Source organism: Alteraurantiacibacter palmitatis, from assembly GCF_037154115.1.
Classification (GTDB): Bacteria; Pseudomonadota; Alphaproteobacteria; order Sphingomonadales; family Sphingomonadaceae; genus Alteraurantiacibacter; species Alteraurantiacibacter palmitatis.
Genome location: NZ_JBANRO010000013.1, coordinates 1 through 17669 on the forward strand (window position 1 = coordinate 1; position 17669 = coordinate 17669).

Here is a 17669-nt window from a genome sequence, read left to right on the forward strand (position 1 = left end):
GAAGCGATAACTTCCTCGCTGCCATCAAGCTCTTCTGCACACGCCTATGGATCGCCGCTAATGAGTCTACGCCCTAGCAACCAGAAGCATTCTTAACCTGCCGGTTATCCGGCGCCCTTACAGTTCCTTGGGGAAGGAACCGGATCATCGCACCCCTGGATCACATTATGGCACGGGCCTTCGGAGCCGAAGCGCAGGACGCGCAGATCCGCGCCACGCTGGCGCAGCGTATGCACCGCCGACCGATCGGGCTTTTCACCGGCGTGGTCTGCGGCCTTGCCACGGGCTGCGTTGTCGCCGCGCTGTCCACCGTCCCGCTGCTGCGCATGGCGGGCAGCCTGCTTGCCGTGGTGGCCGCCCTGCGGGTGGTGCTGGCCTATGTCGCCAGCGAGAGCGGCGGATCGGCAGGTGACTGGGCGCGCCGCGCCTATCCCGCAGGCGCCCTGTTATATGCCGGAACGATCGGCCTTGCTGCGGCGACCGCGCTGCTGCTGGAAACACAGAACGACCTCAAGATTCTGCTTGTCGGCTTTGCGATGACGCTGGGCGCGGGCATTGCCGTGGGCAATGCTGCCCGACCCGTGATTGCGCTGGGCCAGATGGCGCTAACTTTTCTCCCCATTTCGCTCGCCTGCCTAGTGCTCGGCACGCTGCCCATGTTGACGATGGGGCTGATCCTTCCTGCGCTCGCCGCAGGCCTCACCTTTGTCACCTTCACCGCGTATGATGGCCTTGCCCAACAGGTGCGCGCTGCACAGGAAGAGCAACGCCTCGCCGCGCAGATGCAGGAGCAGGCACGGCGCGACACGGTCACCGGGCTTGCCAACCGCTATGGCTTTGAAACCGCGGCGCAGGCGCTGCTCCTGCACGACGAAACACGGCAGATGAAGGCGCTGCTATGGCTCGACATCAGCCGGTTTCAGGAAATCAACGACCTGTTTGGCCATCACAAGGGCGACCTGGTGCTGGCCGAAGTCGCACGGCGGATCCGCACGCTGTTGCCCGAAGGGGCGGTGGCCGCGCGCTTCGGCAGCGATGAATTCGTGATCCTCGCTCCGGTTCCGTCGCACCGGGGGGTGGAGGAACTGGCCGCGCAGCTGGGCCAGCAGATCAAGAACCCGATCCGGATCGGCACGGACCGCCTGGAAGCCGGCGTCGCCATCGGCATCGCCTTTGCCGGCCCGGGCAGTCGCGATCTGGAAAAGCTGATGCAGCACGGCGCGCTGGCGCTGTATCACGCCAAGCTGGCGGGGCGAAACCAGATCGCCTTCTTCAACCCCGCGATGACGCGCGAACTGGCGCGCCGCAAGGAAATCGAAAGCGAATTGCGCGGCGCAATCCAGCGTGACGAGCTGGCGCTGTATTTCCAGCCGATCATCGACCTTGCCACCGGCCGCATCCGCGCCTTTGAAGCCTTGGTGCGCTGGTTCCACCCCGAAAAGGGGGAACTGACGCCCGATGAATTCATCCCCGTGGCCGAGGATACCGGCCTCATCATCACGCTGGGCAACTGGATCACCCGCACCGCCGCGCGCGCCTGCGCCAGCTGGCCGGGCGATGTGCATCTGGCGGTGAACCTTTCCCCCGCCCAATTGCGCGCACCCGGCGCGGCGCTGGGCATTTCGGCTGCCTTGCGCGATACGGGCCTTGATCCGGCGCGCCTGGAATTCGAAGTCACCGAAAGCCTGTTTGTGGAAGAATGCCACGAAACCACCGTGTTCATGGAACACCTGGCCGCAATTGGCGTGCGCTTCTCGCTCGATGACTTCGGCACCGGCTATTCCTCGCTGCATTACATCAACAAATACCCCTTCAGCACGATCAAGGTGGATCGCAGCTTCGTCTCCGGCCCCGCGACGGGCCTGAGAACCGAAGCGATCATCCGCGCGGTGGCCGAAATGGGGGCGACGCTGGGCATGGAAATCGTGGCGGAAGGGCTGGAAACCGCCGACCAGGTGGCCGGTGTGCGCGCGGCGGGCTGTACGCTGGGCCAAGGCTATTACTTCAGCCGCCCGGTGCCCGAACATCTGGCGCTGCGGCTGCTGGAGGAAGAACGCGGGCTGGCGGGACGCCTGCTGGCGGGCTGATATGCCGCGCTGAAATGGCGGACAAAATCAACGAAAACTCCCCCTTAATGCTATTGCGAACTGTTATCACAAATAGTTGATGCCGACGCGCCATTCACGGTTGCAATGAAAAAGTCGCAGGCGTAGGGCAGAGCCATATTTACCAAGGCCTGTGTCCCATGCGGCGCGCGGATTAGGCCTTGTTATTGCTGCCGACACGCGCCCGCACATTTGAAAAGATTGGTCTGACACGCATGGCACGCAAGAAAATTGCCCTTATCGGCGCAGGCATGATCGGCGGCACGCTCGCCCACCTCGCCGCCAAGAAGGAAATGGGCGACATCGTCCTGTTCGACATTGCGGAAGGTATGCCGCAGGGCAAGGCGCTCGATCTGGCGCAGTGCGGCCCCATCGAAGGGTTCGACGCCACCATCAAGGGCACCAATGACTATGCCGATATTGCCGGCGCGGATGTGGTGATCGTCACCGCCGGCGTGCCGCGCAAGCCGGGGATGAGCCGCGACGACCTGCTGGGCATCAACCTGTCGGTGATGAAGGCCGTGGGCGAAGGCATCAAGGCCCACGCGCCCGACGCTTTCGTTATCTGCATCACCAACCCGCTCGACGCGATGGTGTGGGCGCTGCGCGAATTTTCCGGCCTGCCGCACAACAAGGTGGTCGGCATGGCGGGCGTGCTGGATTCGGCGCGTTTCGCCACTTTCCTCGCGTGGGAGTTTGGCGTGTCGGTGAAGGACGTGAACGCCTTCGTGCTGGGCGGCCATGGCGATACCATGGTGCCGGTGCTGGAATATTCGACCGTCAGCGGCATCCCCGTCACCGATCTGGTCAAGATGGGCAAGTCCACCAAGGAACGCCTCGACGAAATCGTTGCCCGCACGCGCAGCGGCGGCGGCGAGATCGTTGGCCTGCTCAAGACCGGCAGCGCCTATTACGCGCCTGCCACCAGTGCAATCGCCATGGCGGAGGCCTATCTGGGCGACCAGAAGCGCATCCTGCCCTGCGCGGTCTATGTTGACGGCAAGTATGGCCTCGATGGCCTCTATGTCGGCGTGCCGGTGGTGATCGGCGCAGGCGGCGCGGAAGAGGTGGTGGAAATCAACCTCGACGCCGAAGCCAAGGCCAATTTCCAGATCAGCGTCGATGCGGTGAAGGAGCTGCTGGTGGCGTGCAAGGCGATTGACGGCTCGCTCGCTTGATTTCGTGAGTCCCAGCGAAGGCCGGGACCTCCTGCGGCTCGGCGCCGCTTTGCCAGAGGTCCCTGCCAGCACAGGGACTCACCTTTAGGGAAGAACTATGTCCATCCTCGTCAACAAAGACACCAAGGTCATCACGCAAGGCATGACCGGTGCCACCGGCACTTTCCATACCGAGCAGGCGCTGGCTTACGGCACGCAGATGGTCGCGGGCGTGACCCCCGGCAAGGGCGGGACGACGCATATCGGCCTGCCCGTGTTCGACACCGTGGCCGAAGCCAAGCACGCCACCGGCGCGACCGCATCGGTGATCTACGTGCCCCCGCCCTTTGCCGCGGATTCGATCCTCGAGGCCATTGATGCCGAGATCGAGCTGATCGTGGCGATCACCGAAGGCGTGCCCGTGCTGGACATGGTGAAGGTGAAGCGCGCGCTGTCCGGTTCCAAGTCGCGCCTGATCGGCCCCAACTGCCCCGGCGTGCTGACGCCGGGCGAATGCAAGATCGGCATCATGCCCGGCTCCATCTTCATGAAGGGCAGCGTGGGCGTGGTTTCCCGTTCGGGCACGCTCACTTATGAAGCCGTGCACCAGACCACCGCCGTGGGCCTGGGCCAGACGACCGCGGTGGGCATTGGCGGCGATCCGGTGAACGGCACCAATTTCATCGACGTGCTCGACCTGTTCCTTTCGGATGATGACACCAAGTCGATCATCATGATCGGCGAAATCGGCGGCAGCGCCGAGGAGGAAGCGGCCGAGTTTCTGATCCATCAGGCGAAGAAGGGCCGCAAGAAGCCGATGGTCGGCTTCATCGCCGGGCGCACCGCCCCTCCGGGCCGCCGCATGGGCCATGCCGGCGCGATCGTGTCGGGCGGGCAAGGCGGCGCGGAAGACAAGATCGCCGCGATGGAAGCCGCGGGCATCCGCGTGTCTCCCTCGCCTTCGGAACTGGGCACCACGCTCGATGCTTTGCTGAAAGAACTGGCCTGACGCTTGCGCCCCAGCGCAGGCCGGGGCCTTGTGCCACGAGGAGAAAAGGTTGCCAGAGGGCTTCGTTTACATCCTGACCAACAGGAAGGGCGGTGTTCTCTATATCGGAGTTACAAGTGATCTGGCGAACCGCGTCATGCAGCACCGTTCAGGCGCGGTTCTGGGATTTACGAAGAAATACAATTGCCACCGTTTCGTCTGGTTTCAACGGCATGACAACCTGCACGATGCGCGCGTGGTGGAACGACGGATGAAGGCATGGCAGCGAGCTTGGAAGATAAGGGTAATCGAGGAAGTAAACCCCGCAGGGGACGACCTTTCCGCGCACCTGACCTGACAGCTCACCTAAACCGAGGGAGGTCCCAGCCTGAGCTGGGACTCAGATATTATGGGTAACGAACCGCAGCATTTCCTCCCCGAGATCGAAGGACAGGATGGCCCCCAACCCGGCCCCAGCTGGGCCAATCCACGCTGGCCGCTGGTCGATGGCGCGGATCCTTCGGGCGCGATGGACCCTACCGCCATGAAGCTGGCGGTGGAGCAGGCGGTGGCGGGTGCGGGGGCCAAGGCGGGCAAGCCGGTGGATCAGGCCTCGATTGCCGAAGCTGCCAACGATTCCATCCGCGCGATGATGCTGGTGCGCACCTACCGCGTGCGCGGGCACCTCGCCGCCAATCTCGATCCGCTGGGCCTGCACAAGCAGGACATTCCCGCCGACCTCACGCCCGAATATCACGGATTCACCGGCGCAGCGCTGGACAAGCCGGTTTATCTGGGCGGCACGCTGGGCTTTGAATGGGCCAGCGTGCGCGAACTGGTGGCGACGCTGCGGGCCAATTACTGCGGCAATGTCGGCCTTGAATATATGCACATCGCCGATGTGGAGGAGCGCCGCTTCCTGCAGGAGCGGATCGAGGGCAAGGACAAGGTCATCACCTTCACCCCCGAAGGCAAGAAGGCGATCCTGGCCGCCGTGATCCGGGGCGAGGAATACGAGAAGTTCCTGGGCCGCAAATATGTCGGCACCAAGCGGTTCGGCCTCGATGGCGGCGAATCCATGATCCCCGCGCTCGAAGCCGTGATCAAATATGGCGGATCGCTGGGCGTGCGCGAGATTGTCTACGGCATGGCGCATCGCGGCCGTCTGAACGTGCTCGCCAATGTGATGGCCAAACCCTATCGCGTGATCTTCCACGAATTTTCGGGCGGCAGCGCCAACCCGGAAGATGTCGGCGGATCGGGCGATGTGAAATACCACCTGGGCACCAGCACCGACCGCGAGTTTGACGGGATCAAGGTGCATATGAGCCTTGTGCCCAATCCCAGCCATCTGGAAGCGGTGAACCCCGTGGTGCTGGGCAAGGTGCGCGCGCAGCAGGCCATGCACGACGATCTGTCGAAGCACGAGAAGGTGCTGCCCGTGCTGCTGCACGGCGACGCCGCCTTTGCCGGGCAAGGCGTGGTGTGGGAATGCCTCGGCCTGTCGGGCGTGCGCGGATACAATACCGGCGGCTGCCTGCATTTCGTGATCAATAACCAGATCGGTTTTACAACCAGCCCGCAATTCGCCCGATCGTCCCCCTACCCCAGCGATGTGGCCAAGGGGGTGCAGGCGCCCATCCTGCACGTGAATGGCGATGATCCCGAAGCGGTGACCTTCGCCTGCAAGCTGGCGATCGAATACCGCCAGAAATTCAAGCGCGACATCGTGATCGATATGTGGTGCTACCGCCGTTTCGGCCACAACGAAGGCGACGAGCCGAGCTTCACCCAGCCGCTGATGTACGAAAAGATCCGCGCCCATCCGCGCGTCAGCGAGATCTACGCGAAGCGACTCGAAGCCGAAGGCGTGATTGACGGCGATGCGGCCAACCATATGCGCACCGATTTCGTCGGCCTGCTGGAACAGGAATTCGAAGCGGGCAAGAGCTACAAGGCGAACGAGGCCGACTGGTTCGCCGGGCGGTGGAGCGGGCTGCACAAGCCGGCGGACCCCGAAACCGCGCGCCGCAATGTCGATACCGCGATCAGCCCCAAGCTGATGGAAAGTCTGGGCCGCACGCTGACCACGGTTCCCGAGGGGCTGACCGTGCACAAGACGCTGCAACGCGTGCTCGACGCCAGAAAGGAAATGTTCGCCAGCGGCACCGGCTTTGACTGGGCCACCGCCGAAGCGCTCGCCTTTGGCAGTCTGGTGACCGAAGGGTTCGGCGTGCGCCTGTCGGGCCAGGATTCGGGGCGCGGCACCTTCAGCCAGCGCCACGCGATCTGGGTCGACCAGAAGACCGAGCGCAAATATATCCCGCTCACCACCCTGCCCCACGGCAAATTCGAAGTGTATGACAGCGTGCTGTCCGAATTCGGCGTGCTCGGCTTCGAATACGGCTTTGCCCTGGCCGATCCCAAGACGCTGGTGATATGGGAAGCGCAGTTTGGCGATTTCGCGAATGGCGCGCAGATCATGATCGATCAGTTCATCGCCAGTGGCGAGGCGAAGTGGCTGCGCGCCAACGGCCTTGTCATGCTGCTGCCGCACGGTTTCGAAGGACAGGGGCCGGAACATTCCAGCGCGCGGCTGGAACGGTTCCTGCAGCTGTGCGCCAATGACAATATCCAGGTCTGCAACATCACCAGCCCGGCGAATTACTTCCACGTGCTGCGCCGGCAGATGCTGCGCCCATTCCGCAAGCCGCTCATCATCATGACGCCGAAAAGTCTGCTGCGGCACCCGATGGCGAAGAGCGACGCGATCCGCTTCTCCGATGAAAGCCATTTCAAGCGCATCCTTTCGGACAAGACCGAGATTGCCGACACCAAGGTGCGCCGCCTTGTGCTGTGCAGTGGCAAGGTCGCCTATGACCTGATGGAGAAGCGCGATGCGGCAAAGCTGGGCGATGTCTCGATCGTGCGGCTGGAACAGCTGTATCCCTTCCCCGGCGAACCGCTGGCCGTGCGCCTGAAGCGGATGACCAATCTGCAAGAAGTGGTCTGGTGTCAGGAGGAGCCGAAGAACAACGGCGCCTGGTTCTTTGTCGAAAGCCGGATCGAGGACGCGCTGATCGCCGCCGGGCACAAGGGGATGCGTCCCCGCTATGCCGGGCGCGAGGCGGCCGCCTCTCCCGCCACCGGCTTTGCCGCCCGCCACCTCGCCCAGCAGGAGGCGCTGGTCGCCGATGCGCTGGGCATTACACCATCCAAGAATTAAGGCCCAAAAACAGGGGTTTGAAGGACACCGATCATGGCCAGTGAAGTCAAAGTTCCCGCTCTGGGCGAATCCGTTACCGAAGCCACTCTTGGCGAATGGCTGAAGAAGCCGGGCGAAGCGGTCGCGCGGGACGAACCCATTGCGAGCCTGGAAACCGACAAGGTGGCGGTGGAAGTGCCCAGCCCCGTGGCCGGTATCCTGTCCGACCAACTGGTCGCCGTGGGTGACACGGTGCAGGTAGGCGCGGTGATCGCCACGGTGGAAGAAGGCGGTTCTGCCGCCGCGGCCAAGCCTGCTGCTGCGCCGGCACCTGCCGTTGCCCCCGCGCCCTCCCCGGCCGAGGAAGAAAGCAGCGACCCGCAGACGCTGTCTCCGGCGGTGCGCCGTGCGGTGCTGGAATACGGTGTCGATCCCTCCACCATCAAGGGCACCGGCAAGGACGGGCGTCTGACCAAGGAGGACGTGATCGCCGCCGCACAGGCGAAGAAGGCTGCGCCTGCCCCCGCCGCCTCGGCTCCTGCCCCCGCCCCCGCCCCCGCTGCATCGGGCGAACGGCGCGAGGAGCGCGTGAAGATGACGCGCCTGCGCCAGACCATCGCCAAGCGGCTCAAGTCGGCGCAGGAAGACGCCGCGCTGCTGACCACTTTCAACGATGTCGACATGACTGCGGTGATCGAGGCGCGCGAGGCATACAAGGACCTGTTCGCCAAGAAGCACGGCATCAAGCTGGGCTTCATGTCGTTCTTCGCCAAGGCGGCAACGCTGGCACTGAAGGATGTGCCCGCGGTCAATGCGCAGATCCAGGGCGATGAGATCGTCTATTTCAACTATGTCGACCTGTCGGTCGCGGTCAGCGCGCCCAACGGGCTGGTGGTGCCCGTGGTACGCAATGTCGATGCGATGAGCTTTGCCGAGATCGAGCAGGCGATTGCCGGCTATGGCCAGAAGGCCAAGGACGGCACGCTTTCGATGGAGGATATGAAGGGCGGCACCTTCACCATTTCCAATGGCGGCGTGTTCGGCTCGCTGATGTCCACGCCGATCATCAACCCGCCGCAAAGCGCGGTTCTGGGCCTGCACCGGATCGAAGACCGGCCCGTTGCCCGCAATGGCCAGGTGGTGATCCGCCCGATGATGTATCTGGCGCTGTCCTATGACCACCGCATCATTGACGGGCGCGAGGCGGTGACCGCGCTCAAGATCATCAAGGAAGCGATCGAAGACCCGATGCGCCTGCTGATTGATTTGTGATGGCGCGCGCAGCATCCTTCGACAGGCTCGCAGATGATCGGGTGTTGCGGCAAAAACTGATCCAACCCCGCTCGGCCTGAGCTTGTCGAAGGCCCGGCGCGAGGAGGCGAATATGGCTGACTACGATTTCGACGTTCTGGTGATTGGCGCTGGCCCCGGCGGCTATGTCGCAGCGATCCGCGCGGCGCAGCTGGGTCTGAAGGTCGCCTGCGTGGAAAGCCGCGCGACTTTGGGCGGCACCTGCCTCAATGTGGGCTGCATCCCGTCCAAGGCGATGCTGCACGCGTCCGAATATTTCGATGCCGCCGCCAATGGCGCGATGGCCAAGATGGGGATCGACGTCACCCCCAGGCTCAACCTCGCCGCCATGCACGCGCAGCGCGTGGACGCGGTAAGCGGGCTGACCAAGGGCATCGAATTCCTGTTCAAGAAGAACAAGGTCACCTGGCTGAAAGGCCATGCCAGCTTTGTCGATGCGCATACCGTGGCGGTGGAAGGGCAGAACCATTCAGCCAAGGAAGTGGTGATTGCCACCGGTTCCAGCGTTACCCAGCTTCCCGGCGTGGAGATCGACAATGCCAAGGGCGTGGTGGTGGACAGCACCGGCGCGCTGGAATTGGCTGCCGTTCCCAAGACGATGGTGGTGATCGGCGGCGGCGTGATCGGCCTTGAAATGGGCAGCGTATGGCGCCGTCTGGGGGCGAAAGTCACCGTGGTCGAATATCTCGACCAATTGCTGCCCGGCATGGATGGTGACATTCGCAAGGAAGCCGCCAAGATCTTCGCCAAGCAGGGCATGGAACTGAAGCTGTCCACCAAGGTCACCGGCTGCACGGTCAAGGGCAAGAAGGCGACGCTGACGCTTGAACCTGCGGCAGGTGGCGAGGCCGAGGAGCTAACCGCCGATTGCGTGTTGGTGGCGATTGGCCGCAAGCCCAATACCGAAGGGCTCAACCTCGACGCCATCGGCCTTGCCATCAATGCGCGCGGCCAGATCGAGGTCGATCACCAGTTCCGCACCAGCGTTCCCGGCGTGCGCGCCATTGGCGATGTCGTGCCCGGCCCCATGCTGGCGCACAAGGCCGAGGATGAAGGCATTGCCGTGGCCGAATGGATCGCGGGACAGGTTGGCATTGTGAACCACGATCTGATCCCCGGCGTGGTCTATACCTGGCCCGAAATTGCCGGGGTGGGCCTGACCGAGGAAGCCGCGCGGGCAAAGGGCGAGATCAAGGTGGGCAAGTTCCCCATGGCCGCCAACAGCCGCGCCAAGACCAATCACGAGCCCGATGGCTTTGTGAAGATCATCGCCGATGCCGCCACCGACAAGGTGCTGGGCGTATGGTGCATTGCCAGCGTGGCGGGCACGATGATCCAGCAGGCGACACAGGCGATGGAATTTGGCGCGCTGTCCGAAGATATCGCCTATACCTGCCACGCGCACCCCACCCATTCCGAAGCAATCAAGGAAGCGGCGATGGCGGTGCGGGGCAAGCCGATCCATATGTGATCCTGCGCGTGGGGGCGCGGTTCGCCAATCGTCTCCCCGCATTGCTGGCGCTGGGCGTGCCGGTTCTGGCAGGCATGGGTGCCATGGCGCTTCTGGGCGCACCTTTTGGGCATCTGCTGACAAATGCGGCCGCGCTGGTGGCGGGTGTCGTCTTGCTGCTGCTGCCGCTGCCGGTGCTGGCGAGTGGTCGCAGCGGGCGCCTTTTAGTCCTGTTCCTGCTGTCGCTGCTGTTCGTGCCGTGGATTGCCGGGCCTGACCTTGCCGGGGTAAGCCGCTGGATAGAGCTGGGGCCGATCACGCTGCACGCCGGGATGCTGGCCATCCCGGCGCTGTGCGTGCTGGGCGCGCGCGATCCTGATTATGCCGCGCCGGTCTTTCTTGCCGCGCTGCTGGCCTGCCTGCTGCAACCCGATGCCGCTTCGGCCTTTGCCCTGACCTTCGCTGCCGTGGGTATACATCACGCCACGCGCGACTGGAAGATGGGGGTGGTGGCGATTGCCGGGTTCTTTGCGATGCTGGCAGCCGCCGTGCGCGGGGAATTGCCTGTGGTGGAATATGCCGACCGGGTGCTGGTGCAATATGCGGCGGCCAATGCGCTGCTGGCGCTGGGCCTGTTCGCCAGCCTGGTCGGCGGTTTCTGCCTGATGGCGCTGGCGCTGCCGGTGGAGCGTCCTGCTCGGCTTGCTCTGGCGGGCAGCTTGTTCGGCTTTTCGATCATGGGGGTGATGGCGAATTACCCCTCGCCGCTGATCGGATATGGCGCGGCGGCAATTCTGGGCTATGGCCTTGCCTTGGGTCTATCGACGAAAGCTGCGACATGACGACGCTCTCCCCCTTCCACCTCGCCTTCCCGGTGCACGATCTGGCCGCAGCGCGCGCCTTCTGGGGCGGGGTGATGGGCTGTCCGGAAGGGCGATCATCCGATCAGTGGGTGGATTTCAATTTCTACGGCCACCAGATCGTGACGCACCTCGTCCCCGGCTGTGATCGGCGCGACGAAGCCAGCAATCCGGTGGATGGCCACGGCGTGCCCGTGCCGCATTTCGGCATCGTGCTGAGCATGGAGGAATGGCAGGCGCTGGCCGACCGGCTCATCGCTGCGGGCACGCAATTCGCGATTGCGCCCTATATCCGGTTCAAGGGGCAGCCGGGCGAGCAGGCGACGATGTTCTTCCGCGATCCCTCGGGCAATGCGATCGAGATGAAGGCCTTTGCCGACCGCTCCAAACTGTTCGCCACCACCTGATGACCGCCGTTCCACCCGCCACTCTGCCACCCTTGGTGGAGATTGCCGCCACCGCGCTGTTCGCGCTGTCGGGCGCGCTGCTGGCCGCACGGCTGAAGCAGACCTTCGTGACCGCCAGCTTCTTTGCCCTCGTCACCGGGGTTGGCGGCGGCACGGTGCGCGATGCGCTGCTCAACGTGCCCGCCTTCTGGCTCAACGATATGTGGATTGCACCCGCCATTCTCGCCACGGCGCTGCTTGCCTGGTTCACTCCGCACCGCTGGTGGGAGGGGCGCCTGCTCGAATGGGCCGATGCGGCGGGTCTGGCCAGCTTCACCGTGCTGGGCACGACCAAGGCGCTGGCGCTGGGCGTGGCGCCCGTGCCCGCCGCCATTCTGGGCGTGGTAACCGGCTGCGCGGGCGGGATCATCCGCGATGTGGTGGCAGGCGTGCCCTCCATCATCATGCGTCCGGAAATCTATGTGACGGCGGCCGCGCTGACGGCGGGTCTGGTCGTGCTCCTGGCGGCGCTCAGCGTGCCCAGTGCGCTTGCCTGGATCGTCGCCGGAATGGCCGGTTTCGCGTTGAGAGGCGCAGCAATGATCTGGAACATCCAATTGCCCGCCTATTCGCGCGGCAACTGACGCTCAGCCGCCCCAGCTGTCGGAATAGCCTTCCTCGCCCGGCAGCGGGCCGCCCGGATAGGCCGGGCGCGGATCGTCCTGCCCCGCGCCGAGATCGGAATCGACGCCGCGCCTGTCGTAACCCGCGGGCGTCTGGCGCGTTGCGGCGCGCGCACGCGCATAGGTCTCGTCGCTCAATTGCGGGCCACCCTCGGCAGCGGCGGCGCCTTCCAGCCATGACAATTCGCGTCCAATGTCGATGGCGCGAATACGGCCGTCATTGTCGATCCGGCAGGCGAACTGGTCACCCTGTTCCAGCCTGCCCGACACGCGCCAGCCACCGGCATCGCGGGTTGCCTGATCGACATCGCGCACCCGGTCACGCCCGCGCTCGATCTCGCTCACGCACATATCCACGGCATTATCCAGACCGCTGCCGTTCCGCCCGCGCGCGTCGCGCGGCGGTTCGCGGTAGGGGCCGGGATAGGGCTGGCGATAAGGTTCCTGCACGCGGCGCTGATCGCTTCGGTTCGATGCGGAGCTGGCAATCGCGGCAATCAGGCCGATAACCGCGACTCCTGCGATCACATCGCCGGTGCTCACCCGGTCACGGCGGTAAGGCCGGTAATACCCGTAACCCTGCGCGTTCTCGATCGCAGGGCCACTGCCCACGCCAAGCGGAAATGGCGCGGCGGATGCCGGCGTGGCAGCCATTGCTGCGGCGCTGATCGCGGCAAGAACGGTTCCGGGATGGATGCGGGAAAAGGCCATCTGCATTTCCTTGGTGTGGACGGGCAAGGGGGCGCCCACTGCCCCGCTATGACGCAGGAGTAGGCGGCACAGGCTTTCACATACCTGAACCGCCTACCTTGTCATCTGGCGGGATCAGCGCAGGCTGCGCAGCCCGCTGAAGCGCACATCGGTCACCTGGCCGCGGCGGAAATCGCAGGTGAAGCGGCCTTCCTCGAACCCGCTGTTGCGGTAGCCGCTGCGGTAATTGTTCCAGCTTCCGCCACGGTTGTTGTAGCTGCGCACCGCGATATTGCCGCGCACTTCGAAGCCGTGGCGTTCACGGTCCACATCGCGGATCTGGGTCACATTGGCCCGACCGCCGCCCCAACGTTCGGCCTGCCGTTCGGCTGCCCGCACGCATTGCTGCACGGCGCGGTCGGCATTGTTGTTGCGGTAGCTGCCGCGCGGATTGTAATCGTACCACCCGCTGTTCCCGCCCCGGTAATCGCGATCATAATAATAGCCGCCGTCCCGGTAATCACGGTCGCGGTCGCGGTTGCTGGCCGATGCGGCCACCGCAGCGATACCGCCCAGGATCAGCGCCCCCGCCACCACTTCGCCGGTGCTGAGGCCCCCACGGTCGCGGCCGCGATCCTGCGCCAGCGCAGGGACAGCGGAACCGGCAACAAAGGCCAGCGTGGCGGCCGTTCCAATCAGGGTCTTGGTAAAGGTCTTCATGAGGGTTCTCCTCTCTTGCCGGTGGCGGGATAGCCACCTCATGAAAGGAGGTTTAGGCGAGTCGCGGTGATGCAGCGCTGAACTGCGCTGTTAGCGTTCGTTCATCTACATATGTAGTTTTATGAACGATTATTCGCCCATTCTCAACCCCGCCCAATATCCCAGAAAGGCCATCGCATCCGCCGCCTCGGCAATCGCCTTGTCGGTCGGTTTGCCCGACCCGTGCCCTGCACGCGTTTCGACGCGGATCAATTGCGGACGCTCGCCCAGTCCCGCTGCCTGCAATGCGGCCGTGTATTTGAAGCTGTGCCCCGGCACCACGCGGTCATCGGTATCGGCCGTCGTCACCAGGATCGCGGGATAATCCACGCCGGGGGATATGTTGTGCAGCGGGGAATAGGCCCGCAGGATGCGCCAGTCCTCCTCGCGCTCGGGATAGCCGTAATCGTCCACCCAATAGCGCCCGGCAGTCCAGCGGTCGAAGCGCAGCATATCCATCACCCCAACCTGCGCATTGCCTGCTGCAAACAGATCGGGCCGCTGGTTGATGACCGCGCCCACCAGAAGGCCACCGTTGGAGCCTCCCTGAATGGCGAGACCGCCCGCCGGCGTGATGCCCTCGGCAATCAGGAACTCGCCCGCCGCGATGAAATCGTCGAACACATTCTGCTTGTTCGCGCGGCGGCCGCCATCGTGCCATGCCTTGCCATATTCGCCGCCGCCGCGAATATTGGCGACCACATAGGCCCCGCCTGCTTCCACCCAGGCGATGCGGCTGGCGGAAAAGCCGGGGGTGAGCGAGACATCGAACCCGCCATAACCGTAAAGCAGCGTCGGCAGGGCCGCGCCCGCCTCGGCCAGATCACGCCGCCGCATGATGAACATCGGCACGCGGGTGCCATCCTTGCTGGTATAGAAGCGCTGCTCCACCAGCAGGCTATCGGGATCGAACGCCAGCTGCGGCTCGGCAAAGACACTGCGTTCACCGCTCGCCAGATCGAGGCGGTAGATCGTGGGCGGGCGGTTGTAGCTGGTGAAGCTGTAGAAGGTTTCGGGATTGCCCGGCTCCCCGGTAAAGCCCCCCGCGCTGCCAATCCCGGCCAGTGCAATTTCGCCCGCAGGCGTGCCGTCCAGCGCGAACATCCGCACCGCACTGCTCGCGTCGCGCAGATAGGTCAGCACCAGCCTGTCCCCCACCAGCGAAGCGCCGTCGATCGGCTGATCCATTTCGGCCACCAGCGGCGTCCACTGCGGATCGGCGGCATCCAGATCGATGGTGAGCACGCGGTAGAGCGGTGCGTCCTTGTTCGTCATCACGAACAGCCGCGCGCCAACCGCATCGATCACGCCCCACATATTATCAAACCCGGTCACCAGCGGGCGCGCCTGCCAGCCCCGTTCCGCGCGCGCGGCAAGGTCAATGGCGTGCACCTCGTACCGTGCATCGGTGCCGATGGAGGATGTGATGATCGCCCAGCGCGACCCGTGCGTCACCCCGGCAGTGTGGTTGCGTTCCGGGTGATCGGGCGTGGCAAAGACCAGCTCGTCCGCCGCCTGATCGGTGCCGATGCGGTGAAAATACACGGCCTGGTTGAAATTGAGTGCCTGAAAATCCTGCCCTGCCTCGGGTTCGGGAAAGCGCGAATAGAGGAAGCCCTCCTCCCCCACCCAGGCAAGGCCGGTGAACTTGGCCCAGCGCACATCGCCGCCGATCTGCGCGCCCGTCGCAACATCCAGCACACGCAGGATTCGCCAGTCGCTGCCGCCATCCTGCACGCTGTAGAGCAGCTTGCTGCCGTCGGGCGAAGGCGCCCAAGCGTCCAGCGCGGTCGCCCCGTCAGCGGCCCAGCCATTGGGGTCGATCAACAGGCGCGGCTCGCCCGCCAGCCCTTCGCGCACATAGAGCGGGCTCTGGTTCTGCAGGCCGGTGTTGTGCGTGTAGAAATACCGGTTCCCGGCGCGCACCGGCACCGAATAGCGCGCAAAATCGAACACCTCGCCAATCCGCTGGCGGAACCAGTCGCGCATCGGCAATTGCGCCAGATAGGCGTCGGTCACTGCGTTCTGCCGTTCAACCCAATCGGCCACTTCCGGATTGTTCCGGACATCGTCCTCCAGCCAGCGATAGGGATCAGCGATCGCCTCGCCAAACAGGGTTTCGACCACATCGCCGCGGCGGGTTTCGGGATATTGCGGGGCTGTCATGCTTCCCGCGATAGCAGGGGCGGAAAGCAGGGCAAAGGGGACAGACAAAAGGCTGACGGCAAGCAAACGCAGGCGCATTGGGGCTCCACAAACAAAAAGCGGCTGCGATCGTTACAATCGCAACCGCCCTTTGAAAAGCCTTGTGAAGCGGCGAATTACGCGTCTTCGTATTCGTCCGCGTTCTTCATCGGGCCGCTGTCCTGGCCCTTGGCGCTCTCGTCGCGGTCAACCAGTTCGATCACCGCAATCGGCGCAGCGTCCGATGCGCGGTAGCCCGCCTTGATGATGCGGGTATAGCCGCCTTCGCGGTTGGCATAGCGGGTGGCCAGCACATCAAACAGCTTCGCCAATTGCGCATCATCGAGCAGGCGAGCGTGCGCCAGACGGCGGTTCGACAGGCCGCCACGCTTGGCCAGCGTGATCAGCTTTTCGACATAGGGGCGCAGTTCCTTCGCCTTGGCCACCGTGGTGGTGATCTGCTCGTGCTTGATCAGCGCGGCAGCCATGTTGCGGAACATCGCGGTGCGATGGCCCGATTTGCGGCTCAGCTTGCGGCCCGAAATACCATGACGCATATTCTTTACTCCATTTGCCGACCCATCCGGGCGGGAAACCGGTTCCCACTTTCCCTGATGGGATCGGACGTTCGAAAAGGGGCCGTTCCAGGTACCCCAGTGCAGGCAGAAAGGGTCTGCCCATCCCATTCAGGAGACCCTGCGAAGGCAGGAACCTCAGGCAATGTCGCGCTGCGACGAGGGAGGCCCCGGCCTGCGCCGGGGCTTCTCGCATCAATCAGCCCAGAAGTTCCTGTTCGAGCTTCTTGGCCATTTCCTCGATATTCTCCGGCGGCCATCCGGGGATGTCCATGCCCAGACGCAGGCCCATGGAAGACAGCACTTCCTTGATCTCGTTGAGCGACTTGCGGCCGAAATTCGGCGTGCGCAGCATCTCGGCTTCGGTCTTTTGCACCAGATCGCCGATATAGATGATGTTGTCGTTCTTGAGGCAGTTGGCCGAACGCACCGACAGTTCCAGTTCGTCCACCTTCTTGAGGAGGTAGCGGTTGAGCTGGTTGGTGTCGCTTTCCTGCGGCTCGGCAGCAAGGCCGATCATGGTGCCCACAGTCTGCGGCATACCATCGTCGAAGTGGACGAACAGCGAGAGCTGATCCTGAAGGATGCGCGCGGCATAGGCCACCGCGTCTTCCGGGGTCACCGTGCCATCGGTCTCGACCGTCAGGCTCAGCTTGTCGAAATCCAGCTCCTGGCCGACGCGGGCGTTCTCGACCTTGTAGCTCACCTGCTTGATCGGCGAATAGAGCGAGTCGACCGGGATCAGGCCGATGGGCGCATCGACCGGACGGTTCGACACGGCGGGGACATAGCCCTTGCCGGTATCCGCCGTCAGTTCCATGTTCAGCGTCGCGCCTTCGTCCAGATGGCAGATGACGAGTTCGGGGTTCAGCACCTCGATATCGCCCGACACGGCAATGTCGCCGGCCTTCACCGCAGCCGGGCCGGTTGCGGAAAGCTGCAGACGCTTGGGGCCTTCGCCTTCCATCTTCAGGGCGATCTGCTTCACGTTCAGCACGATGTCGGTCACATCCTCGCGCACACCGGCGAGGCTGGAGAATTCATGCAGCACGTTTTCGATCTTGATCGAGGTGATCGCGGCGCCCTGAAGGCTGGACAGGAGAACACGGCGCAGCGCATTGCCCAGAGTAAGGCCGTAGCCACGCTCCAGCGGTTCGGCCACGAAGGTCGCCTTGCGCTTGCGATCGCCGCCTTCCTTGATTTCCAGATTGCTGGGCTTCTTGAGTTCCTGCCAGTTCTTCATGTTGACGGACATGGACTTCCCCTAAAGGTTTGTTTGGGCGGCAACGGCCGCAAGCACCGGAAGGTGCCGCGGC

General features: G+C 64.1%; 15 protein-coding genes. 10 read left to right on the forward strand and 5 right to left on the reverse strand.

Features of this window, described 5'->3' with window-relative positions; translation table 11 throughout:
* The first annotated feature begins 167 nt into the window (after positions 1-167).
* The 10 genes from WFP44_RS14355 to WFP44_RS14400 all read left to right on the forward strand — a co-directional run bounded on the left by WFP44_RS14355 (position 168) and on the right by WFP44_RS14400 (position 12106).
* Positions 168-2087: a putative bifunctional diguanylate cyclase/phosphodiesterase gene (locus tag WFP44_RS14355; RefSeq protein WP_336927310.1), complete on the forward strand. Its 1920-nt coding sequence runs from the start codon at positions 168-170 to the stop codon at positions 2085-2087.
* Positions 2088-2320: 233 nt separating this feature from the next.
* Positions 2321-3283 carry a malate dehydrogenase gene (gene mdh, locus WFP44_RS14360; protein WP_336927311.1) on the forward strand — a complete coding sequence of 321 codons (963 nt, stop codon included), beginning with the start codon at positions 2321-2323 and terminating at the stop codon, positions 3281-3283.
* A gap of 97 nt (positions 3284-3380) precedes the next feature.
* A complete protein-coding gene (sucD, locus tag WFP44_RS14365) occupies positions 3381-4271 on the forward strand; it encodes a succinate--CoA ligase subunit alpha (protein WP_336927312.1) in 891 nt (296 codons plus the stop codon).
* Between the two features lie 49 nt (positions 4272-4320).
* Positions 4321-4608: a GIY-YIG nuclease family protein gene (locus WFP44_RS14370; protein ID WP_336927313.1), complete on the forward strand. Its 288-nt coding sequence runs from the start codon at positions 4321-4323 to the stop codon at positions 4606-4608.
* Between the two features lie 51 nt (positions 4609-4659).
* Complete coding sequence (locus WFP44_RS14375) at positions 4660-7476, forward strand: 2-oxoglutarate dehydrogenase E1 component (protein ID WP_336927314.1); 2817 nt, start codon at positions 4660-4662, stop codon at positions 7474-7476.
* A gap of 33 nt (positions 7477-7509) precedes the next feature.
* Entirely contained in the window at positions 7510-8727 is a 1218-nt protein-coding gene (gene odhB / locus WFP44_RS14380) for a 2-oxoglutarate dehydrogenase complex dihydrolipoyllysine-residue succinyltransferase (protein ID WP_336927315.1), read from the forward strand.
* A gap of 112 nt (positions 8728-8839) precedes the next feature.
* Entirely contained in the window at positions 8840-10237 is a 1398-nt protein-coding gene (lpdA, locus tag WFP44_RS14385) for a dihydrolipoyl dehydrogenase (protein ID WP_336927317.1), read from the forward strand.
* Positions 10234-11058, forward strand: a complete 825-nt coding sequence (locus tag WFP44_RS14390) for a hypothetical protein (protein ID WP_336927318.1) — start codon at positions 10234-10236, stop codon at positions 11056-11058. The genes lpdA and WFP44_RS14390 overlap by 4 nt, the downstream gene beginning before the upstream one ends.
* A complete protein-coding gene (locus tag WFP44_RS14395; protein ID WP_336927319.1) occupies positions 11055-11483 on the forward strand; it encodes a VOC family protein in 429 nt (142 codons plus the stop codon). Before WFP44_RS14390 ends, WFP44_RS14395 begins: the two co-directional genes overlap by 4 nt.
* Positions 11483-12106 (forward strand): trimeric intracellular cation channel family protein, encoded by a 624-nt coding sequence (locus tag WFP44_RS14400; RefSeq protein WP_336927320.1) that lies wholly within the window; start codon positions 11483-11485, stop codon positions 12104-12106. Before WFP44_RS14395 ends, WFP44_RS14400 begins: the two co-directional genes overlap by 1 nt.
* Before the next feature lie 3 nt (positions 12107-12109).
* Here the strand turns inward: WFP44_RS14400 and WFP44_RS14405 are convergent, their stop codons facing one another.
* The 5 genes from WFP44_RS14405 to WFP44_RS14425 all read right to left on the reverse strand — a co-directional run bounded on the left by WFP44_RS14405 (position 12110) and on the right by WFP44_RS14425 (position 17608).
* Complete coding sequence (locus WFP44_RS14405) at positions 12110-12856, reverse strand: hypothetical protein (RefSeq protein ID WP_336927321.1); 747 nt, start codon at positions 12854-12856, stop codon at positions 12110-12112.
* Between the two features lie 114 nt (positions 12857-12970).
* Positions 12971-13555 (reverse strand): hypothetical protein, encoded by a 585-nt coding sequence (locus tag WFP44_RS14410; RefSeq protein ID WP_336927322.1) that lies wholly within the window; start codon positions 13553-13555, stop codon positions 12971-12973.
* Between the two features lie 129 nt (positions 13556-13684).
* Positions 13685-15838, reverse strand: coding sequence for a prolyl oligopeptidase family serine peptidase (locus tag WFP44_RS14415; RefSeq protein ID WP_377922647.1), 2154 nt, complete (start codon positions 15836-15838; stop codon positions 13685-13687).
* A gap of 77 nt (positions 15839-15915) precedes the next feature.
* Entirely contained in the window at positions 15916-16335 is a 420-nt protein-coding gene (rplQ, locus tag WFP44_RS14420; RefSeq protein WP_336927326.1) for a 50S ribosomal protein L17, read from the reverse strand.
* A 217-nt stretch (positions 16336-16552) separates the two neighbouring features.
* A complete protein-coding gene (locus tag WFP44_RS14425; protein ID WP_336927327.1) occupies positions 16553-17608 on the reverse strand; it encodes a DNA-directed RNA polymerase subunit alpha in 1056 nt (351 codons plus the stop codon).
* Positions 17609-17669 lie beyond the last annotated feature (61 nt).

Bases quoted from the DNA above. Each gene is read 5' to 3' on its own strand.
- WFP44_RS14355 (WP_336927310.1), top strand. From the start codon at position 168: ATGGCACGGGCCTTCGGAGCCGAAGCGCAGGACGCGCAGATCCGCGCC.
- mdh (WP_336927311.1), top strand. From the start codon at position 2,321: ATGGCACGCAAGAAAATTGCCCTTATCGGCGCAGGCATGATCGGCGGC.
- sucD (WP_336927312.1), top strand. From the start codon at position 3,381: ATGTCCATCCTCGTCAACAAAGACACCAAGGTCATCACGCAAGGCATG.
- WFP44_RS14375 (WP_336927314.1), top strand. From the start codon at position 4,660: ATGGGTAACGAACCGCAGCATTTCCTCCCCGAGATCGAAGGACAGGAT.
- odhB (WP_336927315.1), top strand. From the start codon at position 7,510: ATGGCCAGTGAAGTCAAAGTTCCCGCTCTGGGCGAATCCGTTACCGAA.
- lpdA (WP_336927317.1), top strand. From the start codon at position 8,840: ATGGCTGACTACGATTTCGACGTTCTGGTGATTGGCGCTGGCCCCGGC.
- WFP44_RS14395 (WP_336927319.1), top strand. From the start codon at position 11,055: ATGACGACGCTCTCCCCCTTCCACCTCGCCTTCCCGGTGCACGATCTG.
- WFP44_RS14400 (WP_336927320.1), top strand. From the start codon at position 11,483: ATGACCGCCGTTCCACCCGCCACTCTGCCACCCTTGGTGGAGATTGCC.
- WFP44_RS14405 (WP_336927321.1), bottom strand. From the start codon at position 12,856: ATGGCCTTTTCCCGCATCCATCCCGGAACCGTTCTTGCCGCGATCAGC.
- WFP44_RS14410 (WP_336927322.1), bottom strand. From the start codon at position 13,555: ATGAAGACCTTTACCAAGACCCTGATTGGAACGGCCGCCACGCTGGCC.
- WFP44_RS14415 (WP_377922647.1), bottom strand. From the start codon at position 15,838: ATGCGCCTGCGTTTGCTTGCCGTCAGCCTTTTGTCTGTCCCCTTTGCC.
- rplQ (WP_336927326.1), bottom strand. From the start codon at position 16,335: ATGCGTCATGGTATTTCGGGCCGCAAGCTGAGCCGCAAATCGGGCCAT.
- WFP44_RS14425 (WP_336927327.1), bottom strand. From the start codon at position 17,608: ATGTCCGTCAACATGAAGAACTGGCAGGAACTCAAGAAGCCCAGCAAT.